At 70.9% G+C, this 26,909-nt stretch carries 21 protein-coding genes and 1 pseudogene; 7 read left to right on the plus strand and 15 right to left on the minus strand.

Annotated features, from left to right (window positions below; all coding sequences use genetic code 11):
• Nucleotides 1–91 precede the first annotated feature (91 nt).
• Complete coding sequence (locus AC0LPE_RS16110; protein ID WP_016693351.1) at nucleotides 92–346, plus strand: mycoredoxin; 255 nt, start codon at nucleotides 92–94, stop codon at nucleotides 344–346.
• A gap of 77 nt (nucleotides 347–423) precedes the next feature.
• Here the strand turns inward: AC0LPE_RS16110 and nudC are convergent, their stop codons facing one another.
• A complete protein-coding gene (gene nudC / locus AC0LPE_RS16115; RefSeq protein ID WP_490604822.1) occupies nucleotides 424–1,323 on the minus strand; it encodes an NAD(+) diphosphatase in 900 nt (299 codons plus the stop codon).
• A 9-nt stretch (nucleotides 1,324–1,332) separates the two neighbouring features.
• Complete coding sequence (locus AC0LPE_RS16120; RefSeq protein ID WP_026061388.1) at nucleotides 1,333–2,421, minus strand: potassium channel family protein; 1,089 nt, start codon at nucleotides 2,419–2,421, stop codon at nucleotides 1,333–1,335.
• Between the two features lie 120 nt (nucleotides 2,422–2,541).
• Here AC0LPE_RS16120 and AC0LPE_RS16125 point away from each other — a divergent pair, with 120 nt between their 5' ends.
• Nucleotides 2,542–2,931 (plus strand): DoxX family protein, encoded by a 390-nt coding sequence (locus AC0LPE_RS16125; RefSeq protein ID WP_160874229.1) that lies wholly within the window; start codon nucleotides 2,542–2,544, stop codon nucleotides 2,929–2,931.
• A 60-nt stretch (nucleotides 2,932–2,991) separates the two neighbouring features.
• Nucleotides 2,992–4,057 (plus strand): annotated as a pseudogene (locus AC0LPE_RS16130) (NAD-dependent epimerase/dehydratase family protein).
• Between the two features lie 7 nt (nucleotides 4,058–4,064).
• Here the strand turns inward: AC0LPE_RS16130 and AC0LPE_RS16135 are convergent.
• On the minus strand, nucleotides 4,065–7,421 hold the full coding sequence (locus tag AC0LPE_RS16135; RefSeq protein ID WP_160874233.1) for an ATP-dependent helicase: 3,357 nt from the start codon (nucleotides 7,419–7,421) through the stop codon (nucleotides 4,065–4,067).
• Nucleotides 7,418–10,744, minus strand: coding sequence for an ATP-dependent helicase (locus AC0LPE_RS16140; RefSeq protein ID WP_490606361.1), 3,327 nt, complete (start codon nucleotides 10,742–10,744; stop codon nucleotides 7,418–7,420). Before AC0LPE_RS16140 ends, AC0LPE_RS16135 begins: the two co-directional genes overlap by 4 nt.
• Nucleotides 10,745–10,866: 122 nt before the next feature.
• Here AC0LPE_RS16140 and AC0LPE_RS16145 point away from each other — a divergent pair, with 122 nt between their 5' ends.
• Together AC0LPE_RS16145 and AC0LPE_RS16150 are read left to right on the plus strand one after the other, a co-directional pair.
• A complete protein-coding gene (locus AC0LPE_RS16145) occupies nucleotides 10,867–11,688 on the plus strand; it encodes an alpha/beta fold hydrolase (RefSeq protein ID WP_490604823.1) in 822 nt (273 codons plus the stop codon).
• A 3-nt stretch (nucleotides 11,689–11,691) separates the two neighbouring features.
• Nucleotides 11,692–12,033, plus strand: a complete 342-nt coding sequence (locus AC0LPE_RS16150; RefSeq protein ID WP_490604824.1) for an MGMT family protein — start codon at nucleotides 11,692–11,694, stop codon at nucleotides 12,031–12,033.
• On the opposite strand, the gene AC0LPE_RS16155 is transcribed toward AC0LPE_RS16150, so the two are convergent.
• Genes AC0LPE_RS16155 through AC0LPE_RS16165 form a run of 3 tightly spaced genes read right to left on the minus strand, consistent with a single transcriptional unit; the run spans nucleotide 11,992 to nucleotide 14,346 of the window.
• Nucleotides 11,992–13,356, minus strand: coding sequence for a DUF6297 family protein (locus tag AC0LPE_RS16155; RefSeq protein WP_490604825.1), 1,365 nt, complete (start codon nucleotides 13,354–13,356; stop codon nucleotides 11,992–11,994). The two genes, AC0LPE_RS16150 and AC0LPE_RS16155, sit on opposite strands and share 42 nt — an antisense overlap.
• Nucleotides 13,347–13,967 carry an ABC transporter ATP-binding protein gene (locus tag AC0LPE_RS16160; protein WP_490604826.1) on the minus strand — a complete coding sequence of 207 codons (621 nt, stop codon included), beginning with the start codon at nucleotides 13,965–13,967 and terminating at the stop codon, nucleotides 13,347–13,349. The genes AC0LPE_RS16155 and AC0LPE_RS16160 overlap by 10 nt, the downstream gene beginning before the upstream one ends.
• Nucleotides 13,933–14,346, minus strand: a complete 414-nt coding sequence (locus tag AC0LPE_RS16165) for a DUF6412 domain-containing protein (protein ID WP_255161347.1) — start codon at nucleotides 14,344–14,346, stop codon at nucleotides 13,933–13,935. The genes AC0LPE_RS16160 and AC0LPE_RS16165 overlap by 35 nt, the downstream gene beginning before the upstream one ends.
• Before the next feature lie 72 nt (nucleotides 14,347–14,418).
• On the opposite strand from AC0LPE_RS16165, the gene AC0LPE_RS16170 reads away from it, so the two are divergent.
• A complete protein-coding gene (locus tag AC0LPE_RS16170) occupies nucleotides 14,419–16,155 on the plus strand; it encodes an NTP transferase domain-containing protein (protein ID WP_490604827.1) in 1,737 nt (578 codons plus the stop codon).
• Nucleotide 16,156: 1 nt separating this feature from the next.
• Here AC0LPE_RS16170 and AC0LPE_RS16175 read toward each other — a convergent pair whose 3' ends face one another.
• The 8 genes from AC0LPE_RS16175 to AC0LPE_RS16210 all read right to left on the minus strand — a co-directional run bounded on the left by AC0LPE_RS16175 (nucleotide 16,157) and on the right by AC0LPE_RS16210 (nucleotide 25,957).
• The gene (locus tag AC0LPE_RS16175; RefSeq protein WP_088899757.1) at nucleotides 16,157–16,885 is read right to left on the minus strand and encodes a sirohydrochlorin chelatase; all 729 of its coding nucleotides are present in this window, start codon (nucleotides 16,883–16,885) and stop codon (nucleotides 16,157–16,159) included.
• Nucleotides 16,882–18,021 carry a uroporphyrinogen-III synthase gene (locus tag AC0LPE_RS16180; RefSeq protein ID WP_229565177.1) on the minus strand — a complete coding sequence of 380 codons (1,140 nt, stop codon included), beginning with the start codon at nucleotides 18,019–18,021 and terminating at the stop codon, nucleotides 16,882–16,884. Before AC0LPE_RS16180 ends, AC0LPE_RS16175 begins: the two co-directional genes overlap by 4 nt.
• Nucleotides 18,018–18,452, minus strand: a complete 435-nt coding sequence (nirD, locus tag AC0LPE_RS16185) for a nitrite reductase small subunit NirD (protein ID WP_026061390.1) — start codon at nucleotides 18,450–18,452, stop codon at nucleotides 18,018–18,020. Before nirD ends, AC0LPE_RS16180 begins: the two co-directional genes overlap by 4 nt.
• Before the next feature lie 89 nt (nucleotides 18,453–18,541).
• Complete coding sequence (nirB, locus tag AC0LPE_RS16190) at nucleotides 18,542–21,058, minus strand: nitrite reductase large subunit NirB (RefSeq protein WP_160874241.1); 2,517 nt, start codon at nucleotides 21,056–21,058, stop codon at nucleotides 18,542–18,544.
• A gap of 29 nt (nucleotides 21,059–21,087) precedes the next feature.
• Nucleotides 21,088–22,542: a nitrate/nitrite transporter gene (locus AC0LPE_RS16195; RefSeq protein ID WP_160874243.1), complete on the minus strand. Its 1,455-nt coding sequence runs from the start codon at nucleotides 22,540–22,542 to the stop codon at nucleotides 21,088–21,090.
• A gap of 122 nt (nucleotides 22,543–22,664) precedes the next feature.
• Nucleotides 22,665–23,519 carry a TIGR02569 family protein gene (locus tag AC0LPE_RS16200; RefSeq protein WP_490604828.1) on the minus strand — a complete coding sequence of 285 codons (855 nt, stop codon included), beginning with the start codon at nucleotides 23,517–23,519 and terminating at the stop codon, nucleotides 22,665–22,667.
• A gap of 75 nt (nucleotides 23,520–23,594) precedes the next feature.
• On the minus strand, nucleotides 23,595–24,827 hold the full coding sequence (gene moeZ, locus AC0LPE_RS16205; protein WP_490604829.1) for an adenylyltransferase/sulfurtransferase MoeZ: 1,233 nt from the start codon (nucleotides 24,825–24,827) through the stop codon (nucleotides 23,595–23,597).
• A gap of 89 nt (nucleotides 24,828–24,916) precedes the next feature.
• Nucleotides 24,917–25,957 carry a DUF3152 domain-containing protein gene (locus tag AC0LPE_RS16210; protein WP_490604830.1) on the minus strand — a complete coding sequence of 347 codons (1,041 nt, stop codon included), beginning with the start codon at nucleotides 25,955–25,957 and terminating at the stop codon, nucleotides 24,917–24,919.
• A gap of 212 nt (nucleotides 25,958–26,169) precedes the next feature.
• Between AC0LPE_RS16210 and fasR the strand changes: the two genes are divergently transcribed.
• The gene (gene fasR, locus AC0LPE_RS16215) at nucleotides 26,170–26,826 is read left to right on the plus strand and encodes an HTH-type transcriptional activator FasR (protein ID WP_006550245.1); all 657 of its coding nucleotides are present in this window, start codon (nucleotides 26,170–26,172) and stop codon (nucleotides 26,824–26,826) included.
• The last annotated feature ends 83 nt before the right edge of the window (nucleotides 26,827–26,909 follow it).

Consider the following 26,909-nt stretch of genomic DNA (forward strand, 5'->3'; position numbering starts at 1 on the left):
GCAGCCCACCGGTGACCTCGCCCGCTGTGGTGAGGACCACAGCCCACCCCGGTCGCGGAACATGTTCGACGGCTGTGATGTTCTCGAAGACATGACGACCACCGACGCACCCGCCCTGACCGTCTACTCCACCACCTGGTGCGGTTACTGCAGGCGGCTGAAGACCCAGCTCGACCAGAACGGCATCGCGTACACCGAGATCGACATCGAGTCGGATCCGGCCGCCGCGGAGTTCGTCGGCAGCGTCAACAACGGCAACCACGTGGTGCCCACCGTCAAGTTCGCCGACGGCAGCACCGCCACCAACCCGTCGCTCGCCGAGGTCCAGCGCGCTCTGGGTCTGTAGTTCCTGCTCGTTCGGAAAGGCCGGTCGCGTCCGCCGCGGCCGGCCTCTCTCGTGCCCGGGCTTCTACTCCAGGCCTTCTACTCCTTGGCCCAGCCTTCGAGCATCCCGCGCGCGATGGAGATCGAGCCGGGCAGCAACAGCGGGGCGTCCTCGGCGGAGGCCCAGTCACCCGTCGCCAGCGCGGCACGGACCTCCTCGCGGGTGAACCACCGTGCCTCGGTGATCTCCCCGTCGCGGAAGTCCAGCGCCTGCTCGGGATCGGCGATCGCCGCGAATCCGAGCATGAGCGACCGCGGGAACGGCCAGGGCTGACTGCCGAGATACCGCACGTCGCGCACCTCGACACCGACTTCCTCGCGGATCTCCCGCACCACGCACGATTCGAGTGACTCACCGGCTTCGACGAAGCCCGCGAGCACGGAGAAGCGCCGCTCGGGCCACACCGGCTGGCGGGCGAGCAGCACCCGATCGTGTCCGTCGTGCACGAGGCAGATGATCGCGGGGTCGGTGCGAGGGAACTCCTCGTGCCCGGTCTCGGTGCTGATCCGCGACCAGCCGGACATCGTCGGGCGCGTGGGTGAGCCGTCGACCGCGCTGTAGCCGCCGTTGTCGTGCCAGTTCAGCAACGCGACCGCGCTGACCATCAGGTCGGCGTCGGCATCGTCGAGACGCTCGCCGACGCGCCGCAGATCGGCCACCGTGCCCGTCTGCGCCAGGACGCGGGTCGCCCAGACGTGGTGTCCGTCGCGGATACCCAGGAAGATCGCGCCCTCGACCGGTTCGGGGCCGAGTTCGGACGCCTCACCGAGCACGAGCGCACTGTCGGAGACACGGACCTGGTTACGCCGGTCGACCCGCAGAAGTTTCGCGTCGGCCCAACCGGCGCGCAGGGCGTCCTCGTCCTTACGCAGTTCCTCCGCCCGGTCGACGACGGTACGTGAGAGCAGCGGGGTACCCGACAGAGCGAAACCGGTCACATCAGCACCCTAGCCACGCATGGCGCCCGGCGGCGAACCCACCAAGCGGATGTAGAGCAGTTTGTCGTTCGCTTCGAGCGCGTCGACCTCGGGCGAACCGATCCGCCACATCCGTCCGTCGCGGACGACGGCGAGGACGATGTCCTTGAGATGCCGCGGGGATCCCCCGACCTCGCTGGGGTCGACGTCGCGTTCGGCGATGGCGAATCCCGCTTCCGGGGTGAGCAGGTCCTCGATCATCTCGACGACGTTCGGCGTGGTCGTGGCGATACCGAGCAGGCGACCCGCCGTCTCCGACGAGATGACCACCGAGTCGGCTCCCGACTGACGCAGCAGGTGGGTGTTCTCCGACTCGCGGATCGCGGCGACGATCTTCGCGCGCGGAGCGATCTCGCGGGCGCTGAGGGTCACGAGTACCGCGGTGTCGTCTCGGTTCGCGGCGACGATCACGGCGGCTGCGTGCTGCACTCCGGCGAGGCGGAGCACATCGGATTTCGTCGCCGAACCCTGGACCGTCACGAGTCCCTGCCCTGCGGCGGACTCGAGAACGACCGGATCGGTGTCGACGACGACGATCTCGGACGGCGGGACTCCGTCGCCGAGCATCGCGTCGACCGCGGTACGGCCCTTGGTACCGAAGCCGATGACGACGGTGTGATTACGCACGCGGCGCCTCCAACGCTGGATCTTGAATGCTTGCCGGGAACTCTCGGTCAGTGCCGACAGCGTGGTACCGACCAGCACGATGAGGAAGAACACCCGCAGTGGAGTGATCACCAGGATGTTGATCAGTCTCGCCTGGGGGGTGAAGGGGGTGATGTCGCCGTAACCGGTGGTCGAGAGCGACACGGTGGCGTAGTAGATGCAGTCGAGCAGCGACAGTTCGCTGCCCTGCGAGTCGCGGTAGCCGTCGCGGTCGAGGTAGACCACGAGAACCGCGAGGATCAGCGCAGCGAAGGCGTAGCCGATGCGACGCGCGATCGCGAAGCCGGGACTCGTCTGCTCCTGCGGTACGCGCAGCACACCGACGAGCGCGAAGTCGGGGCGCTCGGTGAGCTGATCGGAGCGGCTGAACCGCGCACGCAACCTCCCGGGCATCGCGGTGTCCCACCTTCCTGCTGTCGACCTGCGCCGGAGGCCGCCCTCCGCCGTCGCGGCACCGGGCGGACCGCCTCGATACCGGATCGCAGCCTACCGCCGCGCGCTAGTCTGGCACGCATGTCCACGAAAGCGTCGCAGCGCTCTGCGATCCGGCTGGCAGGTCTCCTCCTCGGCGTCGGGGTCCTGCACTTCGTGCGACCGGAACCGTTCGACGGCATCGTGCCCCGCGCCCTGCCGGGCGATGCCCGCACCTACACCTACGCCTCGGGGGTCGCGGAGATCGCCGTCGCCGGCGCGCTCGCCGTGCCCCGCACCCGACGCCTCGGCGGTTCCCTGGCCGCGGCGCTGTTCCTGGCGGTCTTCCCCGCCAACGTGCAGATGGCCGTGACGTGGCTGCGCAGCCCGAAGCTCTCCCCCGCCGCCAAGGCGGTGTCGCTTGCCCGGCTCCCGCTGCAGATCCCGCTCGTCACCGAGGCACTGAAGGTCCGCCGCACCGCGGTTCGCTGAACGATCCACCTACCGTTCACCCGCGGTGATTGAGGTCACAGCGAGCGGGTATGCGTCGGTATGGACACCGCACGTGGTCTGAAGGTGGTCGTCGTCGGCGCGACCGGCAATCTGGGAACCGGGATCGTCGAGGCGCTCGGGCGCGAACCCGCCGTCGCCGAGATCGTCGGCGTCGCGCGACGACCGACGGAGTGGACGTCCCCCAAGGCGACGTTCACGGTCGCCGACACCACCACCGACGACTTCCGCCCGATCGTGCGGGGTGCCGACGCGGTGATCCACCTGTCGTGGCTGTTCCAGCCCACGCACCGTCCGGAGGTGACCTGGGAGAACAATGTGCTCGGCGCGATCTCGGTCTTCGAGGCGGCGGCCGCGGAGAAGGTTCCCGCGCTGATCTACTCGTCGTCGGTCGCGGCTTATTCGCCCGGAAGCTCGACGGATCGCGTCACCGAGGACTGGCCCACACACGGGTGGCCGGGTGCCGCCTATCCCCGCGAGAAGTCTTATCTGGAACGTTTTCTCGACACCCTCGAACTGCGGGCACCGGAGACGCGCGTCGTGCGGATGCGTCCCTACTTCATCTTCAAGCGCGAATCGGCGACCTCGCAGCGACGCCTGTTCGTCGGCCCCCCTGCTCCCGGGGAACCTGCTGCGCAGCGGACTGCTCCCCGTGATGCCGTTGGTCGAGGATCTGCGTGCCCAGGTGCTGCACACGAGCGACGTGGCCGACGCCTTCGTCCGTGCGACCGTCCGGCCCGTCCGCGGCGCGTTCAACCTCGCCACGGAACCACCCGTGGACGGCGCGTTCCTGGCAGAGATGTTCTCTGCCAGGAAGATTCCGGTGCCGCGCGCGGCACTCCGCGAGGCCGTGCGGGCGGCGTGGCACGCGCATCTCGTTCCGGCCTCGCCCGGCCTGCTCGACACCGTGCTGCAACTTCCGCTGCTCGACAGCACGCGCGCCCGCACCGAACTGGGCTGGGAACCGCAGTATTCGCCGCCGGAGATCCTCGAGGAATTCCTGTCGGGCCTCCGCGAGGGAGCCGGGATGCCCACCGCTCCCCTGGCACCTGACACCGCCGGCCGCCGGGCACACGAGGTGGCCACCGGTGTGGGGCAGCGCCCCTGAGTCCGCGTCACTCGCCGTCGGCACGCCCTCGCAGATTTCCCGCCTCGAGCACGAGGCGTTCGAGCATCGCCGCATTCGGCAGTTCCTCGGGTGCGACGGTGCGTCCGGTGCGGACGTAGTGGAAGGCCGCTCGGACCTTGTGCAGCGGCAGTTCGGCCGGCCGGCCGGTGAACCGCTCGGTCCGCGCCGCCATCAACTGGGCCCAGGCGAGCCGGTAGGCGGCGAGCTGCACACCCACCGCGGCGAGCTTCTCGCCTTCCGGTTCGGCGCCGGTCTTCCAGTCGATGACCGTCCAACCGCCGTCCGGATCCTCGAAGACGGCGTCGATGCGTCCGCGGATCACGGTGCCGCCCAGGGCCGTTTCGAACGGCACCTCGACCTCGACGGGGTTGCGTGATGCCCACTTCGACCGCAGGAACGCCTCCTGGAGCCGGTCGAAGTGCGAATCGTCGCCGTCCTCGTCGTCGGCGCCGGGAAGCTCGTCGAGGTCGAGCAGGCGTGTCGCGCCGAATCTGCGCTCGAGCCACGCGTGGAAGGCGGTGCCGCGACGTGCGAGCGGATTGGGCCGGAACGGCAACGGACGACGCAGACGAGCAGCGAGAGCGTCGGGATCGGTGGCGAGATCGACGAGCTGACTGACGGACAGCTGTGCGGGCAGCACCACTTCGGCGCTCTGCTCGGCACGCTGTTCGCGTTCGGCCAGAAGCGCATCGACGTCGGTGGCCCACTCGTCGGGATCGTCGTCGTACTCGGTCGGGAGGTCGGTCCGGTCGAACTCGGCGAGGACCAGTGCCGCGCCGCGTTCGACCTCGGTGCGCCGCGCACCGAGCGGGTCGCGCGGCCACAGTGCGCTGCGGGGTGAGGCCGTGAGCGGGTTCTCCTCCTCCGGTTCGGGTTCCGGAGCCCAGTGGTCGACCACACCGAGTTCGGGCCGGGCCGTGACGATCTCGTGCAGTTCCTCGAGGAACGGCGAGGGCCCCTTCGGTTCGGATCCGGTATCGGCCCAGTGGTGGGCGGAGACGAACAGTGCTCGTTCGGTGCGGGTGAGAGCGACGTAGAACAACCGGCGGTCCTCGTCGAGCTTGCGGCGTTTGAGCGCGTCCTTGTTGGCGTCGATGGCCCGCTCGAGCATCTTGCGGTCGGAGACGTCGTCGAGGTCGAGCACGGGCACACCGTCGGTGCTGCCCGGATCGTCGTCGGGCAGCACCCGGTCGCCGCGCAGATGCGGGGGCAGTTCGGTCGTCGAGCCGAGCCAGGTCGCGGCGGCCGTGGACGACGGGAAGACTCCGGCGGCGACGTGCGGGACGGCGACGACCTCCCATTCGAGACCCTTCGCCGAGTGGACGGTGAGGACCTGCACCCGGTCGGGGTCGACCTCCACCTCACCGGGCGCGAGCCCCTGTTCGATCTCCTCCGCAGCCGCAAGGTAGGACAGCAGACCGGGCAGGGTCGCGTTGGTCCGCCCTGCGTAGGACGCGACGACGGAGGCGAAGGCGTCGAGATGCTCGCGGCCGGCGACACCACGCCGGCTGCCCACGCGGGCCTCGGTCTCGATGCCGATCCCGAGCACACGCTCGACCTCGGCGACGAGTTCGGTGAGCGGCTGGCCGAGCCGCTCGCGCAGGGAGGTCAGCTCGCGCCCCAGCGCGACGATGCGCGCGTAGCCGAACTCCGAATAGCGGCTGCTGTCGCCGGGATCGGAGATCGCGTCGGCGAGACCGGCCTGGTCGGCGTACTCACCGGGCAGCGCCGAATCGAGGGCGTCCTCGAGCGCGTCGGGATCGGTCACCGCACCGGCGACACCCCAACGTCCCGCGATGGCCAGTTCCTGGGCGCGCTCCCACAGCGCCTTCAGGTCGGCGGCACCGAGTTGCCAGCGGGCGCCGGTGAGCACCCGCACGGCCGCGCTCCCGGCCAGCGGATCGGCCGCGAGACGCAGCATCGCGAGCACGTCTGCGACCTCCGGCGTGTGCAGCAGCCCGCCGATGCCGACGACCTCGACCGGAAGGTCGCGGGCGCGCAGCGCCTCGGCGATCGGCGCGGCGTCGGCGTTGCGGCGGACGAGGACCGCCGCGGTCGGGGGTTTGCGTCCGGCCTCGCGGGCGGCGGCGTACTCGGCGGCGATCCGGTCGGCGACCCAGTCGCGTTCGACCGCGACGTCGGAGTGCAGCGCGAGGCGGACGTCGCCGGCGGTCGCGTCGGGGCGGGGACGCAACCGGCTGACCGACACTCCGCGATCGCGCAGGGGTTCGGACGAGACGTTCGCCAGTTCGAGGGCCTGCGGCGGATTGCGCCAGCTGGTGAGCAGTTCGCGGGTGGGTGCCGGTTCGCCGTCGGCCGCTGGGAAGTCGGTCGCGAACCGCGGCAGGTTGGCGGCCGACGCGCCGCGCCAGCCGTAGATGGACTGCATGGGATCGCCGACCGCGGTGACCGCGAGGCCGGGATCGGCACCACCGCCGAACAGGGCGGCGAGCAACACGCGCTGGGCGTGCCCGGTGTCCTGGTACTCGTCGAGCAGCACGGCCCGGAATCGTTCCCGCTCACCGGCTCCCACCTCGCGGTGAGCGCGGGCGACCCGCGCGGCGAGCGACATCTGGCTCCCGAAGTCGAGGGCACCTTCGCGGCGCAGCGTCTCGGACAGCCGTTCGACGAGCGGAAGCAACTGCAACCGCGCGTGCTGGGTCTCGAGGTAGCCGAGCAGCGTCTTCGACGGTGCTCCGCGCTGCCCCGGGCCGGGCGGGAGGGTGTGCACGAGCTGTTCGAGTTCGAGGTGGGCGTCGCGCAGCAGATCCGGCTCGACGAGGTGCTCGGCGAGCTGGCCGGACAGGGCGAGAACGGCCTCGGTCACCGATGCGGGATTGCGGTCGGTGTCGAGTTCGCCGTCCCACGAGCTGACCACGCGGTGCGCGACCTGCCACAGCTCGGTCTCGGACAGCAGGGTCGCCGACGGTTCGATGGGCAGCAGCAGACCGTGCTCGGTGAGCAGGCGGCCGGCGTACGCGTGGTACGTGCTCACCTCGGGTTCGCTGCCGAGGATCCGCGCGCGCAGCCCACCGCTCGGGTCGAGGTCGCGCAGGAGCGCCGATCCGGCGAGCTTGGCCAGGCGCGCCCGGATGCGGGCCGTGAGCTGCTGCGCGGCCTTGCGGGTGAAGGTCAGGCCCAGCACCTGCTCGGGTTCGACGAGACCGTTGGCGACGAGCCACACCACCCGCGCGGCCATGGTCTCGGTCTTGCCGGCCCCGGCCCCGGCGACGACCAGCATCGGGCCGGGCGGGGCCTCGATGACGGCGGCCTGTTCGGCCGTCGGCGGCAACTGTCCCAGTGCCTCCGCCAGGCGCTTCGCGGTCACCCGTGGTGCACTCATTCCCCTGTCACCTGCCTGCCTTCGTCGTGCGCCGGACAGCTCGACAGCACCGGGCAGTGCCGGCACCCGTCGTTGACCCTCGCGACGAAGCGCGGGCCGCGGGTTGCGGCCGCGGCGTCGTGGATGATCTCCCGCCACTGCGCGAGACCGTCCTCGTCGAGGGGCGGCTGCACGCGCTGCGTCGCACCTTCCTTGTTGTGGGGCTTCGCCACGAAGACCAGGCGCGCGCCACCGGGCTCCGATGCCGGTTCACCCTCGATCGCGCCGGCCGCCGCGGCCACTTGGTAGGCGGCGAGCTGGGCATGATCGCGCGCGGCGTCCTTCGACACCGGGTTCTTCGCGGTCTTGACGTCGATGACGACCGGGCGGCCCTCGGCGTCGCGTTCGAGCCGGTCGATACGACCGCGGAGCCGCACGCGGGGCTTGTCGTCGGAATCGGGTTCGAGGATGCCGTCGACCTTGATCTCGACGCCGATCTCGGTGAGCTCCCCACGCGTGCCCTGCAGCCACGTCGAGAAGGTGTCGAGCATGCGGCGGGTGCGTTCGAGCTCGCGGCGGGCATACCATTCGGCGCCCAGATCGACCGAGTCCCAGGCCTTCTCGAGGGCCTGGTCGATGCGGTCGGGCGGGATCCGCCCGGCGAGCGCCTGGACGAGGGTGTGCACGAGGGTGCCGGTGACGGCGTGGCTGTTCTCGCCGTCGGAACCGCCGTGGCGCTCGAACATCCACCGCAGCGGGCAGGTCGTGAGCTGCTCGACCGTGGACGGCGACAACCGCACCGCGTCGTCGTCGGGATCCCACAGCGGGTCGGCGGTGCTGGGATCGGCCGTGCCGTACCAGTCGTCGGGGTGGGCGCCGCGGACCCCGGCGCGCGCGAGCCGCGCGAGTTGCTGGGCGGCGCGCTGCTGCCGTTCGGGCTCGGTCTCGGCGATCTCCGGATCGCAGACCACGCTGCGCAGTTCGGCGACGAGGGCGGGCAGGGCCAGCACGCGGGTGCGGACCTCGTCGGGCACCGGTTCGGCGAGAAGGTCGTCGGCCGCATCGAGGTCGTCGGTACCGACACCGCGCAGTTCGTCGACGAAACGGGAACGGACCAGTTCGCTGTCGCCGCTCACCGAATCGACGGCGGTCACCAGGAGGTGGGTGCGGGCGCGACTGCACGCCACGAGGAACAGGCGTCGCTCCTCGGCGAGCAGCGGTGCGGTGCGCGAGAGTCGTGCACCGGCCTCGTCGCCGCCGTCGGCGCCGGAGACGGCGTCGATCAGGGCTTCGATGCCGAGCAGGGTGCCGCGGGCGCGCAGGCTCGGCCACAGACCCTCCTGGACACCGGCGACCACCACGACGTCCCATTCGCGGCCTGCGGCGGAGTGCGCGCTGACGACCGTGACCGCTTCGGATTCGGCGGCGACGCGGGTGCGGGACGTGGCGGGGATCTCCTGCTCGGTGAGGTAGTCGACGAACCCGGCGATGTGTGCGCGGGGCAGACGGTCGACGTAGTCGGCGGCAGCATCGAACAGGGCCACCACTCCGTCGAGATCGCGGTCGGCCTGCGCCCCGATCGGCCCACCCCAGGCCGACGCGGCGGCCCATCGCCGTTCGAGTCCGGTGGCCTGCCACGCCTCCCACAGCACGTCCTCGAGACCGCCCCCGCGCAGCGCCGCCGAGCGGGCCTTGCGCAGCACACCGAGCACCTTCTTCAGCGGTGCCGCCTCGACGTCGGTCAGCCCGCGGATCAGGTGCGCGTTCTCGGCGGTGTCGTCGCTCTCGGTGAGCAGGATGCGCAGCAGTTCGGCGGAGTCGCGGTCGTTGCCCGCCGCGAGCTCGACCCGTCGCAGGCCACGCCGCAGTCTCCGCAGCGCGACGGGTTCGGCACCGCCGATGGGCCCGGACAACAGGGCGAGCGCTTCGTCGCCTTCGAAGCCGCTGTCGGACACCGCGCGCAGCACGAGGAGCAGGCCTGCGACGCTGTGTTGGCGGGCCAGCGGGAGTTCGGACGCGGCGGTCGTCATCGGGACGCCCGCCGCGAGCAGCGCGCGACGCAGCGGCGCGAGTACCCGCGGCACGGACCGCACGACGATCGCCATGCGCGACCACGGCACACCGTCGACGAGATGGGACCGGCGCAGGGTGTCGGCGACCAGTGCCGCCTCCTTGGCCTGCGACGAGCACACCGCCACGCGGACCTGCCCTGGATCGCTCTCCTCGACGCGGTGCCCGGCCGTACCCCGGTGCGGTGGCAGGCCCGGCAGTCTGCGGGCGATCCCGTCGGCGAGGGACGCCACCTCGGGAGCGGCACGATGGTTGACCCCCAACACGATCCGGCGCGATCCGTCGGCCTCGCCGAGGCTCTCGAGGAAGGAGGTGTCGGCGCCGCGGAAGCCGAAGACGGCCTGATCGGGGTCGCCGGCGATCGTGCTCGTGCGGGTGCCGGTACCGATCACGCGGACCAGGTCGGCGGCCTGCGGATCGAGGTGCTGGGCGTCGTCGACGAGCAGATGGCGGATCCGGCCGCGCTCGGCGGCCAGCAGATCGGGATCGGTCGCGAACGCCGCGAGCGCCGCACCGACCAGCTCGGCCGCGTCGAGTGCCGGAGCGGTGGCCTCCGGAGCTTCGAGACCGACGGCGCCGCGCAGCAGCATCACCTGTTCGTAGCGCTCCGCGAAACGCCCGGCCGCGACCCACTCCGGTCGATTGCGGCGCTCCCCGAGCGCGACCAGATCCTCGGGGCCGAGACCGCGCTCGTTGGCGCGCAGCATCAGGTCGCGCAGTTCGACGGCGAAGCCCGTCATGCCCAGTGCCGGACGCAACCGCTCGGGCCACATTCCGGCGCCGTCGTCGATGTCGCCGCGTAGCAGTTCGCGCAGCACGGCGTCCTGTTCGGCGCCGGTGATCAGGCGCGGTGGTGGATTGCCGTGCGCCGAGGCCTGCAACCGCAGCACCGCGAAGGCGTAGGAGTGGACGGTACGGACGAGCGGCTCGCGTGTCGCGCGGGGTACAGCGCCGTCGCCGAGGGCGATCAGACCGGCCGTGATCGCCTCGCGCACGGCGGTGGCGGCCCGCCGCGAATGCGTGAGGATCAGCACCGACTCGGGATCGGCGCCGCTTGCGATGCGGTGGACCGCGAGATCGACGAGCAGGGACGTCTTGCCCGTGCCGGGACCGCCGAGGACCTGCCACGGACGCCAGCGGAGGGCGGGAGGGGCGTCGTCGAACAGCACGCGCACGTCGTCGGGCCATTCGCGGGCCACCGGCGCCTCGGCGGACCTGCGCACCAGGCGCGCGGCCGGGCGACGGACGCGATCGGGGATCTGCGGTTCGGACATGCGCGAGACGGTGGCAGGCAGGTCGGTGACCTGCGCCCGGGTCGGGTGCAGGTCGGGGATGCCGGTGTCGACGTCGAGCATGACCCCATCCCACCAGATCGGTACGACAGGTCCGGTGCGCGATGCGTGGCGCCACGACGACTGCGATAGTGGTCGGCGTGAGTGCCACCGAGCTTCTGCACACCCATCTGTTCGGGCCCGACGACGGACCGGAGGTCCTCGCGCTGCACGGCCTCACCGGTCACGGCCGGCGCTGGCGGAACCTCGCGGAGCGGCACCTGCCCCACCTGCGGTTCGTCGCCCCCGACCTGCGCGGACACGGACGCTCCCCGTGGACTCCCCCGTGGTCGTTCGAAGCCCACGTCGCCGACCTGACGGCGGTGCTGGACGCGCACACCACCGGTCCCGTCACCGTGGTGGGGCATTCGTTCGGCGGCGCCCTCGCGCTGCACCTGGCCGCCGCGGTGCCCGACCGGGTGCGGGCGCTGGTGCTCCTCGACCCGGCGATCGGTCTCCCGGCCGGCCGGATGCTCGAGATCGCCGAGCTCACCCACCGTCATCCCGACTACACGGACGAGGCCGAAGCCCGTGCGGAGAAGGTCCACGGCGACTGGAGTGAGGTGGCACCCGCGCTGCTCGACGAGGAGATCGCCGAACATCTCGTGAAGCTGGACTCGGGGCGCGTCGGCTGGCGGGTGTGCGTACCGGCCCTGGTCGCCTCGTGGGGCGAGCTCGCCCGCGAACCCGTCCTGCCGCCGTCCGGCATCCCGACGATCCTCGTGCAGGCCGGGAAGGTCCGGCCCCCGTACACCACGGCGGACTTCCGTCGCGACCTCGCGGAGCGGCTCGACGACGACCTGACCGTGCTCGAATTCGACTGCGACCACATGATCGACCAGACGCGTCCCGCCGAGACCGCCGAACTCGTGGCCCGGATGGTGTAGCCGGTGGCCACCACGGACGAGCAGATCGAACGGGTCCGCGAACTCGTGGCCTCGGTGCCGGCGGGGCAGATCGTGACCTACGGCGACATCGCCGCCGCGGCGGGCCTGTCGAGTGCGCGGACGGTGGGCTGGATCATGCGGACCGATTCCGCCGACCTGCCGTGGCATCGCGTGGTCCCGGCCTCCGGACGGCCGGCCGCGCACATCGCCCGACGGCAGCTCGCACGCCTCGAACTCGAAGGCGTCCCGATCTCCGGCGACATGGTCGACCTGTCCCGGGCACGCCACCGGTTCCCGCACGGCTCACGCGAGCACGGCGACGAGCCACGCGCAGACGACGAGTAGATCCGGTCCCCTGGCCCACTGCCGGAGCAGATCGACCGGAATCTGCCCGACCGCCGTCTCGAGGATCAGGCCGTCGTACCCGATCGGCGGTCGCGTGCGCATACGGTAGGCGGCCGCGCACCCACCGACGAGCCCGACCGCGGCGCTCACCACCGACGCACTCCCGGCGAGGGCCGTGACGACGGCGGCGATCACGGCGGCCGCGCCCGGGACGACCGAAAGAGGAAGACGCAGTTGTGTGTCGCTCGCGCCCAGCAGAACGGCGACATCGGGGTCGCGGCACACGTCGCGCAGACCCGCACCGGAGGCCACAGCCACCACGAAGACGGTGACGAGGTGCACGACCGCGGCGGCAGGCGGCGATACGACCGACGCGAGGACCACGACGCCGAGCAGAGCGGCACACGTGAGGAGCACGGGTGCCGGCCGGCGGGCATGGCGGAGCAGATCGGCACGGACGAGCGCCGCGATCCGGCCGCGCGGCAGCATCCGGGAGCGACGGGCTCCGATGCGCAGCCACGCCCTGTGCTCGACCACGTCGACCAGCAGTGACGGATCCAGCGCGGTGAGCGAGGCCGACACCCCCACCGCGGTGCCCGCTCCGGCCCTCCACTCGGGTGCGGCGATCCTGCCGCACGCGAACAGTGCCGAGATCGCCAGTGCCGCGACGACGGCCCAGACGGCGGCGACGAGCACCGGCCCCGGTGGCGGTATCGGCACGCCGGTGGCGGCGACGATCACCACGCCCGGTAGGGCCGAGAAACACAGCCGGATCACGGTGCTCACGACGGCGGGCGGGAGCATCCGGCACTGCGCGAGCATCGGAAGGGCGACAGCGCCGACGCCGAGAGCGATGGTGAGCAGCGTGAACGCGAGCCGATCCGGCGGGGCGGCCACGAAGGTCGCGAGCCGTCCTGCCAGGGCACCCGCGACCGCACCGCCCATCAGGATCGCCGCCGCTCCGGGCCGCAGTGCCGCGCCGCGATCCATCGGTGTGGACAGCAGCCAGAACTCCGTCTCGCCACCGCACGTCACCGGACCGACAGCCCGGGCGGACGCCGTCCCCACCGCGGCCGCGGCCGCGACGACCGCCCATCCCCATGCCGAGGTGCACCCCACGTCACGCCCGATCGGAGCCGTGCAGGCGACCGGCGCCGACGGCAGGGAGAACAGCCACCACGCCGATCCCCCACCCACATACAGGCCGAGGAGGATCAGCACGACCGCAGCGGGACGATCCGCGAACGTGGCGTGTCGACGCTCGAAGCTGCGACGGAGCGCGCGGAGATCCCGCGCGCCGGGGACGACCGCGGTCAGTTCCATCGGTCCGCCTCCACCACCACATCGGCGACCGCGTCCACCAGCCCGGCATCGTGCGAGACCATCAGCACGGTGCCGCCGGCACGCTTCTCGGCCGCGAGCGTGGACGCCAGCCACCGGCGCCCGTCGTCGTCGAGATGTTGTTCGGGTTCGTCGAGGACGAGCAGCCGCCGCGGTCGGACCAGCGCGGAGGCCAGGGCGAGCCGGCGGCGCTGGCCACCCGAGAAGGTCACCGGCAGTCGATCCGCCGACGAGGCGAGACCGACCTCCTCGAGAACCCGGGTGGCGGCGGCGAACGGGTCGGTCACGCCGTGACCGGTCGCGACGAGTTGCAGGTGTTCGTGTGCGGTGAGATGCGCGAACGTCGCGACGTCGCCGAGGACTGCGGCGACCCGCCGGCGCAACGTCGGGGAGCTCTCGTCGACGGGGACGCCGTCGATCTCGACGAAACCCTCGTCGAGCCGGTCGGCGCCGACGATGCATCTGAGCAGAGTGGATTTGCCGCTGCCGTTCGCCCCGATCACGGCGCAACATCGGCCCGGCGCGAGGTCGATGTTCACCCCGGTGAAGACGGTCAGGTCACCGAACGAACGGTGGGCATTCCGGACGGACACGGCGGGTGTGCCGCATCGGATGGGATCGGACATGGAAGGTCTCCCGGTGTTCCTCGTCGGACGAAGTGTCGAACGCGAGGACGGAACCGGGTGAGCGTGGACGTGGCCGTCCGGGGGTGTCGGGGTGGGAGTGGCGACGGAACCCGCCGCGCAGGCGTCGTTCCTCGGAGGTCGGCCCTCGGACACTGCGGCCGAAGGCGAACAACGGGTCGTCGGCGGCCGCGACGAACGCGAGCGTCGCAAGGAGCACCATCAGAAGTCCGGCGAGCAGTCCGGCGGTGTCGCCGGCGGACACGGCGGTGACCGGCACGACGGTGGCGACGAGCCAGGACAGGAGAACGACGCATACCGCGGCACCGTTCCGCCATCCGAAGAACATGACCGGCAGTCTATGCCGCGCGGTGCGTACGCAGGGACGGTCCTGTGAGGGCGGATGAGGCAGCATGAAGGCATGAGCACGCTCACGCACGTCGAAGCCGTGATCGTCGCGGGCGGTCGCGCGACCCGCATGGGAGGCGTCGACAAGCCCGCTCTGACGGTCGGTGGCCGGAGGATGCTGGACACCGCTCTCACCGCGGTCGAGGGGTGCGCGCGGGTGACCGTGGTGGGTCCGCACCGCGACGATCTCGACCCGCATGTGCTGCAGATCCAGGAGACACCGCCCGGTGCGGGTCCGGTCGCGGCGCTGGCAGCGGCGGATCCGGTCGCCGATCTCGTGGTCACTCTCGCCGCCGACCTTCCGTTCGTCACCCCGAAGACCGTCGCGGCCCTGCTCGAAGCCCTGAACGAGGATGCGGCGGCCGAGGCCGCCTTCGCGGTGGACGACACCGGACGGGTGCAGTTCCTGCTCGCCGCGTGGCGGACACCGGCGATGGCCGCACGTCTGGACTCCCTCGGTGGGGACGTCGCGAACCGGCCCATGAAGGCGTTGCTGCCCGAGCGGTACGTCACCGTCGCGGTGTCCGAGTCGACCGACTGCGACACCCCGGCCGATCTGGAGGCAGCGCGCGCCGGGTCCACGACCACCCGTGTGGCCACCGATCCCGACCATGCACGCAGGATTCTGCGGGAAGCGTTGTCACCCTTGCCTTCCCGCACCGTACCGGTCGAGGAGGCGCGGGACGCCACGTTGGCGGCGCCACTCGTCGCGGCGGAGGCGTTGCCTCGCGTACGCACCTCGGCCATGGACGGTTACGCGGTGGCCGGCGACGGACCGTGGGTGCTGCGCAACGAGATTCGCTATGCGGGCGACGGAGGTTCGCTCACGCTCGGCGACGGGGAAGCCGCCCGGATCGCGACGGGCGCCCACCTGCCGGCCGGCGCGACCGCCGTCGTGCGCGACGAGTTCGTCCGCGTGGAGGGCGGTCTCGTCACCCGACTGCCCGATGCCCCCGTGCGCGACGACGCGCGTCGCCGCGGGGAGGACTGGGAGTCGGGGACGGTCCTCGCCGAGGCGGGCACCGCCGTGAGCCCGGCGGTCGTCTCCGCGGCCGCCAGCGGTGAGGTCACCGAACTTCGGGTGCGCGGTCCCCTGCGGGTGCACATCGTGCTCACCGGCGACGAGATCCGCCGCACCGGCCCTCTGCGCGAGGGGCAGACCCGCGACTCGCTGGGTCCGGTACTCCCCGACCTCGTCCGCTGGTGCGGCGCCACGGTGGTCGGTGAAGGACATCTCCGGGACACCGCGGACGGATTCGACGCGTTGTTCACGGGCACCGATGCCGATGCGATCGTCATCGTGGGTGCGACGGGTGGTGGCGCCGCCGACCAGTTGCGCGGTGCGCTGGCGCGGGCCGGCGCGCAGGTGGTCGTCGAACGGGTCCGGTGCAAGCCCGGCGGATCGCAGGTCGCGGCGACGCTGCCGGACGGGCGTGCCGTGCTGGGACTGCCCGGGAATCCGGTGGCAGCGGTGGCGACCCTGCTGGTGATGCTGCCTGCGATCGCCGACGGCCGCACCCTCCGCACGCCGGCGACTCCTGTGACCGCTCCGCTGGCGAACGCCTCGGAGGTCGTCGGCGACATCACGCGGTTGTTGCCCGCCCGCCAGGACGCGCAGGGACGATGGTTGTGCGACAACACGATTCGCACGGCACATCTCGCCGGCCTCATCGGGCGCACCGCGATCGCCGTGGTGCCGCCGGGAGCGGCGGACGGCGATCGCGTCGAATTGTTGCCGCTCCCCCGCTGATTCAGGCGCGGTGGCGAGCCGCTGCCACAGGCGCGAGACGCAACGCGTCGACGGCGGAGCGGTAGCGCCGGACCACGAGGTCGACGACGGGTTCGGCGACACCGATCGGCGCAGCGACGCCGTCGGCACCGACCTCCGACAGGCGACGGTGGAACAGACCGTCGGCGAGAAGATACGACGCGACGAACACCCGGCGTGCGCCACCGGCGCGGACCTCGTCGACGACGGTCGCGACCCGCGGTTCGCCGGTGGCGATCCATCCGACCCGCACCGGGGTCTGCACGAGCGACGAGACCATGCGGGCCGTCACCTGGACGTCGCGCCGGGCGCGAGGGTCGGACGAGCCGGCGGCTGCGAGAACGACGTCGTCGCCCTCGACCCAGCCGGCCTGCCGCAGCCGCTCGACGAGGACGCGGGCGAGAGCAGGGTCGGGGCCGAGCGCGGGGGTGATCGTCACCGCGTCGTTCCCGCCGGCCGCGACCTCGCGCGGAACGTCGGTGTGCACGTGGTAGCCGGAGGCGAGGAAGGCGGGGACGAGCACGGTCGGCCGGTCGGTGTCGCGCAGGACTTCCGAGGGCGACGGTCCGAGGACGTCGACGAAGGCGACGCGGGTGGGGCCGACGCGGGAGGAGACGGCCTCGGCGAGCGCCGCGATCATGTCGACGCCGCGCGGATTGCGGGTGCCGTGCGCGACGAGCAGCAGCGCCGGGTCGGTGTGTGTACCGGTCATGGATGCATTCCTTCCGGGTCGACGGCGAGGCGGTAGCCACGCTTGACGACGGTCTGCACGATCGCCGGTGCGCCGAGAGCCGAGCGCACCCGGGCGACCGCGGTTTCGACGGCGTGGGTGTCGCCGCCACCACCGGGCAGTGCGGCGAGGAGTTCCTCGCGGGAGACGACGAGACCGGCGCGCGCGACGAGCGTGCGCATCAGGGCCATCCCGGCAGGGGGAAGGCACCGCACGGTGCCGTCGACGATCACGCAGCGCCCTCGCGGGCTGAGCACGTGACCGCCGGCCTCGATGCGCACGGCCCGCCGGGGCAGTTCCTCGGCGATGTGCCGGGCGAGCGAACCCAGCCGGGATCGGTTGGGCATGCTGACGGGCACGTCGAGTTCGGTGAGCGGCGCCGCCGTGACGGGACCGACGCAGACCGCGGTGACGCCGGTACGCAACGACCGCAGCATCGGTTCGAGCCAGCCGGTCTCCTTGGCCCGCATGAGCATCGACGCGACGGCCGGTGCACTGGTGAAGCTCACGGCGTCGAGTCCGCGTTCGACGATCTGCTCGATCATCCGGTCGAGCGCGGTGAGGTCCTCGGGGGCGGTCCAGCGGTAGACCGGGACGGGCACGACGTCGGCACCCGCAGCGCGCAGTGCCTCGCACACGTCGGTGCCGGGTTCCCACTCGGTGCGCTCACCGTGCAGCTGCACCGCGATGCGGCGGCCGGCGACGCCCTCCTTCAGCAGGAGCTCGAGCACCTCGGCGGACGATTCCGAGGAGGGAGACCACTCCTCGCGGAGTTCGGCGGCCCGGATCGCGCCCGTGACCTTCGGGCCACGGGCAAGGATCCGGCTCGAGCCGAGTGCCTGCGCGAGGTCGTCGGCGAGTCCCCAGCCTTCCGCTGCACCCATCCACCCGCGGAACCCGATCGCCGTGGTGGCGATCGTGATGTCCGGGGGCTGCGCGACGATGCAGCGCGTGACGCGCTCGAGTTCGTCGTCGTCGGACAGCGGGATGATGCGGATGGCGGGGGCGTGCACGACCTCGGCCCCACGCCTGGTGAGGAGCGTGGCGAACTCGTCGGCGCGCCGAGCCGCCGTCACGCCGATGGTGAATCCCCGCAACGGCGCGGTGTCGTCGCTCACGAACCCTCTCCGGTCGCACCCTCGCGCCGCTGGTCGCGCGGGACGAGGCTGTGGATCTGGACGACTCCCGCCCACACGCGCACCTCGTAGACGGGCAGACGCACCGACGGATCGTCGAGGCATCGGCCGTCGTCGAGGGAGAAGACCTGCTTGAGCAGCGGCGACGCCACGGTGGGCTCTCCGGCCCGGTCGCCCACGATGCCGCGGGACATCACCGCGGCGCGGCCGAACGGATCGAAGTTGCCCACTGCGCGCAGCGTTCCGTCGTCGAGCAGGAACAACGCCACCTGCTCGCCGCCGCGCAACAACACGGCCACGCCGCGGCCCGGAATGAGATGGCTGAGCGGACAGGCCGAGGTCCATTCCAGTCGCCCGTCGAACACGCTGTCGCGCGTCGATCCCCCTACGGTATGCGTCTCGATGACGGTCATCGCTGTCCTCCTTGAAACTGCTGTCCTGAAGTTTGGGTGTCCGGTGTTTCGAGCGCGTTACCCGCTCGTTCCCTCGGGGTAAGCGGTCGTCACGCCCCGGTTCCGGGTCCGATGCCCGGCATACCCACGAGGACGGGGACCTTGCGGGGGCCGCTGTCGTCGAAGCGGACCGTGGGGTCGGGCTGCTCGGGCGCATTGACGAACGAGACGAACCGCGCCAGCTTCTCCGGATCCTCGAGGACGCCCGCCCACTCGTCCTTGTAGCCCTCGACGTGCTTGGCCATCGCGGCCTCGAGATCGTCGGCAATGCCGAGCGCATCGTCGCACACGACCTCCTTGAGGTGCTCGAGGCCGCCCTCGAGTGCGTCGAGCCACGGAGCCGTGCGCTGGAGGCGGTCGGCGGTGCGGATGTAGAACATCAGGAACCGGTCGATGTAGCGGACGAGGGTCTCGTCGTCGAGACCGCCGGCGAGGAGCTGTGCGTGCTTGGGCGACTGGCCGCCGTTGCCGCACACGTACAGGTTCCAGCCGTTCTCCGTCGCGATGACACCGACGTCTTTGCCGCGTGCCTCGGCGCATTCACGGGCGCAACCCGACACACCCATCTTGAGCTTGTGGGGCGATCGCAGTCCGCGGTAACGCAGTTCGAGGGCGACGGCCATGCCGACCGAGTCCTGCACACCGTAGCGGCACCAGGTGGAGCCGACGCAGCTCTTGACGGTGCGCAGCGACTTTCCGTAGGCCTGGCCGGATTCCATGCCGGCGTCGACGAGACGCTTCCAGATCTGCGGGAGCTGTTCGACGCGGGCACCGAACAGGTCGACGCGCTGACCGCCGGTCATCTTCACGTAGAGACCGAAATCGCGTGCCACCTCACCGATCACGATGAGCTGCTCGGGGGTGCACTCGCCACCGGGCATGCGCGGCACGACCGAGTAGGTGCCGTTCTTCTGGATGTTGGCGAGGAAGTGGTCGTTCGTGTCCTGCAGACCGGCCTGCTTCGGGTGCAGGATGTGGTCGGAGTCGGTGGACGCGAGGATCGAGGCGACCACCGGCTTGCAGATGTCGCAGCCGTGTCCGGTGCCGTACTGGGCGATGAGCGCGGAGAAGGTGCGGATGCCGGTGGCCTGGACAATCTCGAACAGCTCGGCGCGCGACTGCTCGAAGTGCTCGCACAGGGCCTTCGACATCTGCACACCCGACTGGGCGAGCAGCTGCTTGATGCTCGGGAGGCAGCCGCCGCAGGTGGTGCCGGCGCTCGTGCACGACTTGATCTGCGCGATGTCCCAGGCACCCTCGGAAATCGCGCCGCAGATCGCGCCCTTGGTGACACCGTTGCACGAGCACACCTCGGCGTCGTCGGGCAGCGCACCGGCGCCCGGCTTCTCCCCCACCGGGGAGATCAGAGTGGCCGGATCACCCGGCAGTTCGCGGCCCACCAGCGGCCGCAGCGTGCCGTAGGCGGAGGCGTCGCCGACCAGGATGCCGCCGAGCAGGGTCTTCGCATCGTCGGAGACGACGAGCTTGGCGTAGGTGCCCTTCGCGGAGTCGGACAGCACGACCTCGAGGGCGCCGGGCGTCGTCGCGTGGGCATCACCGAAGCTCGCGACGTCCACGCCGAGCAGCTTGAGCTTGGTGGACATGTCGGCGCCGGGGAACTCGGCGGTGCCGCCGACGAGCCGGTCGGCGACGACCTCGGCGGTGCTGTAGCCGGGGGCGACGAGTCCGTAGCAGGTGCCCTCGACGGCGGCGCATTCGCCGATGGCGTAGACGGCCTCGTCCGAGGTGCTCCGGCAGGTGCGGTCGGTGAGCACACCGCCGCGGCCGCCGAGTTCGAGTCCGGCCTCGCGGGCGAGTTCGTCCTGGGGACGGATGCCGGCGGAGAAGATCACGAGCCCGGCCTCGAGGACGGACCCGTCGGACAGGGACACCTGCAGGGCGTCCGGTCCGGACTCGATCTTCTCGGTGCCCACTCCGGTGTGGGTGACGAGGCCGAGGTCGGTGACGAGACGGTCGAGGACACGGCCGCCGCCCTCGTCGACCTGGGCGGGCATGAGCCGGTTGTTGTACTCGACGACGTGTGGGGTCACGCCCAGCAGGCGCAGCGCGTTGGCGGCTTCGAGTCCGAGCAGGCCGCCACCGATGACGATGCCGGCGAGGCCGGCGGCCTTGGCGCGTTCGGCGGCGGCGCGGATGCCGTCGAGATCGTCGAGCGTGCGGTAGACGAAGCAGCCGGGCAGGTCGTGGCCGGGCACCGGCGGCACGAAGGGGTACGAGCCGGTCGCGAGGACGAGGCTGTCGTAGGGTAGAACGTCGCCGCCGGCGGTGGTGACGGTGCGGGCCGCGCGGTCGATTCCCACGGCGCGGGTGCCGACACGCAGGTCGACGAGATCGTCTGCTGCGTAGTCGTTTCCGGCGAGGGCGAGTTCCTTGCGGTCCCAGGCTCCGACGTAGGACGACAGTCCCACGCGGTCGTAGGCGGCGTCGGCCTCCTCGCCGAGCACGGTCACCGACCAGCTGTTCTGCTCGTCGCGGACGCGCAGGGCTTCGACGAAGCGGTGGGCGACCATTCCGTGTCCGACGACGACGACGTTCTTGCGGCTCATGATGTTCTCTTTCTTCGTGCCGGGATCGGTCAGACTGCGACGCGGGCCGGGGCGGGAGCCTCGGTGGACGGCTCGCTCGTGGGGGTGGTGTGGGGGCGGCGGAGGAAGACGAACCAGGTCACCGCGATGCACACGAGGTAGAAGATCGCGAAGACCCAGAAGGCCATCGTCGCGGACTGCGCCTCGCCGCCGTAGGAGGCGCGGAAGACCAGGTTGATGCCGACGCCGCCGAGTCCGCCGATGGCACCGGCGAAGCCGATGAGGGCACCGGACATGCTGCGCGACCAGGCGGCCTTCTCGTCGCGATCCAGTTCGTCGAGATCCTGCGCCCGGGCCTCGAAGATGGACGGGATCATCTTGTAGACCGAGCCGTTGCCGAGCCCGGAGAGCAGGAACAGGGCGATGAAGCCGAGCACCATGGCGGTCAGCACACCGCCGGTCGCGGCGCCGGTGGTGCGGTCGTCGAGGGTGCCGGCGACGATGAGCACCGCGGCGGCCAGGGCCATCGCGACGAAGGTGTAGAGGGTGATCTTCCCGCCGCCGATGCGGTCGGCGAGCTTTCCGCCGAGCGGGCGCGAGATCGATCCGAGGAGCGGGCCGATGAAGGCGATCTGTGCGGCGTGCAGTGCGGCCTGGGCGGGGGTGTCGCCACCGGCGAGGAAGTTGATCTGCAGGACCTGACCGAAGGCGAAGCTGAAGCCGATGAACGAACCGAAGGTGCCGATGTAGAGGAAGGAGATGATCCACGAGTCGCGGAACTTCAGTGCGGCGCCCATGGCCCGCAGATCGGCCTTCTGGTCACGGAGATTGTCCATGAACAGGGCGGCGCCGAGCGCGGCGACGGCGCACAGGACCAGGTAGACCGCACACACGATCCAGGGCTCGGTGTTGCCGACGGTGGCGATGACGAGCAGGCCGATCAACTGGACGGCCGGGACACCGATGTTTCCGCCGCCGGCGTTGAGTCCGAGGGCCCAGCCCTTCAGGCGCTGCGGGTAGAAGGCGTTGATGTTGGTCATCGACGACGCGAAGTTGCCGCCGCCGACACCGGCGAGCGCCGCGACCAGCATGAACGTGGCGTAGGAGTGGCCCGGGTTCAGCATCAGGTACAGCGCCCCGATGGTGGGGATCAACAGCACGAGGGCGCTGAAGATGGTCCAGTTGCGGCCACCGAAGCGGGCGGTGGCGACGGTGTAGGGGATGCGGAGGATCGCGCCGACGAGTGTGGGGACCGCGACCAGGAAGAACTTGCCGGCGGCGTCGATGCCGTACACCTCGGTGGGCATGAACAGCACCATGACCGACCAGATCGACCAGACGGAGAAGCCGACGTGTTCGGCGATCACCGACCAGACCAGGTTGCGCTTGGCGACCTGCTTGCCGCCGGCCTCCCACGCCTCCACATCCTCGGCGTCCCAACGCTCGATGTTGTGGTTGCGTGCGAATTTGTCTCTGAGACTTTCATTTTCGATGAAGGTCGTCATCGCCGTTCCTCCTCGGGTCCGTGTTGATCCCAAAGGTAGGAAACGGGTGTTGCTACGGTGCTGCCCGCGGTGACCGTCGCGTCAAGAGTTGCTCACCCCGGCCCCGGCCGCCCTGTGAGGTGTTACAGGAGGAACCGCACGAGGTCGGCGGTGTGCGCCAGACCCGGGAAGGCGTCCTCGGTCGAACGCGGGTGCAGCACGTGCACGGCCAGCCGGAAGATCACCGCGCGCAGCAGCATCTGCGGCCACTCGGGAAGGTCCTCCCAGCGGCCGATGAGCCCTTCGTCGGCACCGCCCCACGACAGTGCGTCGACGACGGCGACGGCGGCCGCCCACGAGGCCGGACGCCAGTAGGGGGTGATGTCGGTCAGCCCGGGCGCCGCGCGCCCGGCGAACAGGACGGTGCCGAACAGGTCGCCGTGGACGAGCTGGTCGGGCAGGTGCACAGGCTTGCGGAAGGTCGCGAGCTGGTTGATCAGGTCGAGGCTCTTACGGCCGTCGGGGGTCACCGTCTCGGGCGCACCCGCGGCGCGGGCGCTGCGCAGGGGCACGGTCTCCCAGGCCGCACGGTCGGCGGCGACGAAGACGTCGACGTCCTCCCAGGGTGCGACGGGTGGCTGCATGAGGAAACGGGGACGTTCGAGCTGTGCGGTGGCGGTGTGCAGCCGCAGCGACAGCGAGACCACTTCGTCGTGCCGGGGCTCGGACGTGCCGACGATGTAGGTGTCGGCACGCCATCCGGAGACCACGTAGCGACCGTCGGTGGACCGCACCGGGCGGGCAAGCCGCACGCCGTCGACGGTCAGGGTCTCCCGCACTTTGGCGGACCAGGCCGCGCGGGCATGATCGGCGACTCGGGACAGCACGACGTCCCCACACCGGAAACCTCCGTCCCAGTCGGGCCCGAGCGGGACCGGTTCGACATCGCGGAGACCGAATGTGGAGCACACGTGCTGAGGCGGTTCGGGTGAGCTCACGACGCTCAACCTACCTCCGCAAACCGCCCGGATCGGGAAGGCACTCCGCTGTTTCAGGTCACAACGAGGTCACCGTCAGTAGACCGGCAACGAGGTGTCGACCTGCTGCGCCCACGCGATCACGCCGCCGTGCAGATGTGTCGCATCCGAGAATCCGGCGCGCGCAAGCACTTCGAGCGCCTCCGCCGAACGGATACCCGTCTTGCAGTACAGCACGATCGGGGTGTTCTGCGGCAGGTCGGCGAGGGCCTCACCGGAGAGGATGCGGTCCTTCGGCACGAGCCGGGCACCGTCGATACGGACGATCTCCCACTCGACCGGCTCGCGCACGTCGATCAGCGCGAGGTCGCGGCCCTCGTCGAGCATGCGGCGCAGTTCGGTGGGGGTGACGGCCGATCGCACCGACGCGGCGGCGTCGGGAACGATGCCGCAGAAGGCCTCGTAGTCGACGAGTTCGGTGACCGGCACCCGTCCCGGATCGCGGCGCAGGGTCACCGTGCGGAACGACATCGCGAGCGCGTCGTAGATCATGAGGCGGCCGAGCAACGGCTCACCGATCCCCGTGATGAGCTTGATCGCCTCGGTGGCCATGACGGTGCCGATGGTGCCGGGCAGGACACCGAGCACACCGCCCTCGGCGCACGAGGGAACCATCCCCGGCGGCGGCGCCTCGGGGTAGAGATCGCGGTAGTTCAGGCCGCGACCGTCGGGGGCGTCCTCCCAGAACACCGACACCTGGCCCTCGAACCGGAAGATCGAACCCCACACGTACGGCCTGCCGGCGAGGACGGCGGCGTCGTTGACGAGATAGCGGGTCGCGAAGTTGTCGGTGCCGTCGAGGATGAGGTCGTACTGCTCGAACAGCTGCACGGCATTGCTCGACTCCAGGCGCGTCTCGTGCAGGCGCACAGTCACACCGTCGTTGATCGCCAGGATGCTGTCGCGGGCACTGTCCGCCTTGGGCCGTCCGACGTCGGAGCGGCCGTGGATCACTTGGCGCTGCAGGTTGGACGTCTCCACGTCGTCGAACTCGACGATGCCGATCGTGCCGACCCCCGCCGCCGCGAGATACAGCAGGGCGGGCGAACCCAGGCCGCCGGCGCCGATACACAGCACCCGCGCGTTCTTCAGGCGACGCTGGCCGGTGACCCCAACATTCGGGATGATCAGGTGACGGCTGTACCGCGCGACCTCCTCGCGACCGAGCTCCGGGCCGGGTTCCACCAACGGCGGAAGGGATCGGCGCGTCGACGGTGTCGTTGCGGTCACGGGTTCTCCTGTCGCGATGCGTCCTGCGTCACCGTCCATGGTGCCATTCCCTGCTGCGACCCCCATTCCGCCCGTCGACCCCCACCTCGCCCGTCGACTCCGCCCGGCCCGTCGACCCCGACCGGCGCCTACGCCCGCGGGTACGGCCACGGGTTGAACCGGCACCGCGTCCCGTCGGCGGGGACCGTGCCGCCCGGGTCCAGGCGCGCGATGTCGTCGTTGGCGGTTCCGAAGGTCTGCTGCATCATGATCGGCGCCAGACCACCGTCGATGGTGCAGGCGTCGTGCTGCGCCAGGCCGATGGCGTGACCGACCTCGTGATTGACGAGGTATTGGCGGTACGACCCGATATCGCCCTGGAAGGCGACGGCTCCGCGCACCCACCGCGCTTCGTTGAGGAACACCCGCTCCATCGAGGGGTTGAAGCACGATCCCTCGAGCGGGATGTCGTAGCCGCATCCTTCGCGGATGGTCATCTGCGAGGTGAGGGAGACCCGGAAGTCCGGCTCGCCGGTGTCGATGCGGCGGAAGGCGACCGCCTGGTCGCCGATCCAGCTCCGCGGATCGGCGAGGGTGCGGTCCACCATGGTCGCGAAGGCCGCGTCGCCGCCGTAACCGGTGGTGTCGATGCCCTCCTCGAGTTCCACCGTGTAGGTGAACACGCGGGTCTGCCCCGCACCGACCTGCCCGGTGGTGCCGGGCACGACCCGCCACTGCCGCGCACCGACTTCCGTGAACGGCCCGCCGTCCGGCAGGGCACCGGACTCGAGCGACTCGGGGAAGGCCCCATCGGGCTGCGGGGCCTCGACGATGATCTCGGTGACCTCGCTCGCGTCGGTCTGGTCGGCGGGCTCCTCCGCTCCGGCGCCACGCGCGGCGTCCCACAGCACGATCAGGGTCACGACGGCGAGGATCGGAACGGCGTAGGCGCGCCAGCCGTAGGTGGCGACGAACCTGCCCACGCGGGTCTGCTTGCGGACGTCCCGTTCGGGTCGCGGTCGGCGCGGCGGCCGGTCCGGCCGTCCCACCGGGTCCCACACGGCACGCAGGGGCTGGTGCGACCGGCGACCCGCCTCGGGTCGTTCCGTTCCTCGCGACCGGGACGAACCGGGCAGCGTCGGGGAAGGATCTGTCGGCGAGGAGCCCTGCGGGCCCCTGCTCTCGCGCACTCCTCCACGCTCGATCACGGATGTCAGGATGTCATATCGAGACCATTTCGATATCCGAAGCGCCGAACCTGCGCCCCCATTCGTGCACCGGGAACAGATACTGGGCGGTAGGCCGATCCGTTCGACACGCGACTTCACCTGTAACGTGCAGAGACGAGGAGCGCCGAGGTGGTACAGGCCACGTTCGGAAGTAGTGCAGATTGGGAGTAAGCATGACCGACGTCACCGAACGAGCATCCGGCCGGGGTTCCAACGGCAAACGGGGCGCCCGGATGCCGCGTGACGAGCGTCGTGCCCAGTTGCTCGAGGCTGCCAGCGAGGTATTCGTCACACGCGGTTACCACTCGGCCGGCATGGACGAGATCGCCGAGTGTGCCGGAGTGAGCAAGCCCGTCCTGTACCAGCACTTCCCCGGCAAGCTCGAACTGTATTGCGCCGTGCTCCAGAACTACGTGGACACCCTCATCAACGGCGTACGTCAGGCCCTGCGGTCCACCACCGACAACCGTCAGCGCGTGCGCGCCGCAGTGCAGGCCTTCTTCGATTTCGTCGACAACGACAGCCAGGGATTCCGGCTCGTCTTCGAATCCGATCTGATGGGCGAACCGCAGGTGTCGCGGCGAGTGGAGCAGGCCACCGAGGCGTGCGTCGACGCCGTCTTCGACCTCGTCAGCCACGACTCCGGTCTCGATCCGTACCGGGCCCGCATCCTCGCGGTCGGCCTGGTGGGAACGAGCCAGTTCACGGCTCGTTACTGGCTCGACGCCGCGCGCCCCATCCCCAAGGAGGACGCCGTGGACACCACGGTCGCGCTGGCCTGGGGCGGTCTGAAGCACGTGCCGCTGCAGCCGGAGCTCCGTCGTCGCTGACGACACAGGGGCGCCGTCGCTGACGACAGTGCGGCACCGTCGTCGCTGACGACACATACCGAGAACGACGAACGGGCCGGGGC

The organism is Rhodococcus sp. S3 (assembly GCF_058211795.1).

What these genes read in the sequence shown, in the direction of transcription:
- AC0LPE_RS16110 (WP_016693351.1), top strand. Translation starts at nt 92, where the DNA reads ATGACGACCACCGACGCACCCGCCCTGACCGTCTACTCCACCACCTGG.
- AC0LPE_RS16120 (WP_026061388.1), bottom strand. Translation starts at nt 2,421, where the DNA reads ATGCCCGGGAGGTTGCGTGCGCGGTTCAGCCGCTCCGATCAGCTCACC.
- AC0LPE_RS16125 (WP_160874229.1), top strand. Translation starts at nt 2,542, where the DNA reads ATGTCCACGAAAGCGTCGCAGCGCTCTGCGATCCGGCTGGCAGGTCTC.
- AC0LPE_RS16135 (WP_160874233.1), bottom strand. Translation starts at nt 7,421, where the DNA reads ATGAGTGCACCACGGGTGACCGCGAAGCGCCTGGCGGAGGCACTGGGA.
- AC0LPE_RS16140 (WP_490606361.1), bottom strand. Translation starts at nt 10,744, where the DNA reads ATGTCCGAACCGCAGATCCCCGATCGCGTCCGTCGCCCGGCCGCGCGC.
- AC0LPE_RS16145 (WP_490604823.1), top strand. Translation starts at nt 10,867, where the DNA reads ATGCGTGGCGCCACGACGACTGCGATAGTGGTCGGCGTGAGTGCCACC.
- AC0LPE_RS16155 (WP_490604825.1), bottom strand. Translation starts at nt 13,356, where the DNA reads ATGGAACTGACCGCGGTCGTCCCCGGCGCGCGGGATCTCCGCGCGCTC.
- AC0LPE_RS16165 (WP_255161347.1), bottom strand. Translation starts at nt 14,346, where the DNA reads ATGTTCTTCGGATGGCGGAACGGTGCCGCGGTATGCGTCGTTCTCCTG.
- AC0LPE_RS16170 (WP_490604827.1), top strand. Translation starts at nt 14,419, where the DNA reads ATGAGCACGCTCACGCACGTCGAAGCCGTGATCGTCGCGGGCGGTCGC.
- AC0LPE_RS16175 (WP_088899757.1), bottom strand. Translation starts at nt 16,885, where the DNA reads ATGACCGGTACACACACCGACCCGGCGCTGCTGCTCGTCGCGCACGGC.
- nirD (WP_026061390.1), bottom strand. Translation starts at nt 18,452, where the DNA reads ATGACCGTCATCGAGACGCATACCGTAGGGGGATCGACGCGCGACAGC.
- nirB (WP_160874241.1), bottom strand. Translation starts at nt 21,058, where the DNA reads ATGAGCCGCAAGAACGTCGTCGTCGTCGGACACGGAATGGTCGCCCAC.
- AC0LPE_RS16195 (WP_160874243.1), bottom strand. Translation starts at nt 22,542, where the DNA reads ATGACGACCTTCATCGAAAATGAAAGTCTCAGAGACAAATTCGCACGC.
- moeZ (WP_490604829.1), bottom strand. Translation starts at nt 24,827, where the DNA reads ATGGACGGTGACGCAGGACGCATCGCGACAGGAGAACCCGTGACCGCA.
- fasR (WP_006550245.1), top strand. Translation starts at nt 26,170, where the DNA reads ATGACCGACGTCACCGAACGAGCATCCGGCCGGGGTTCCAACGGCAAA.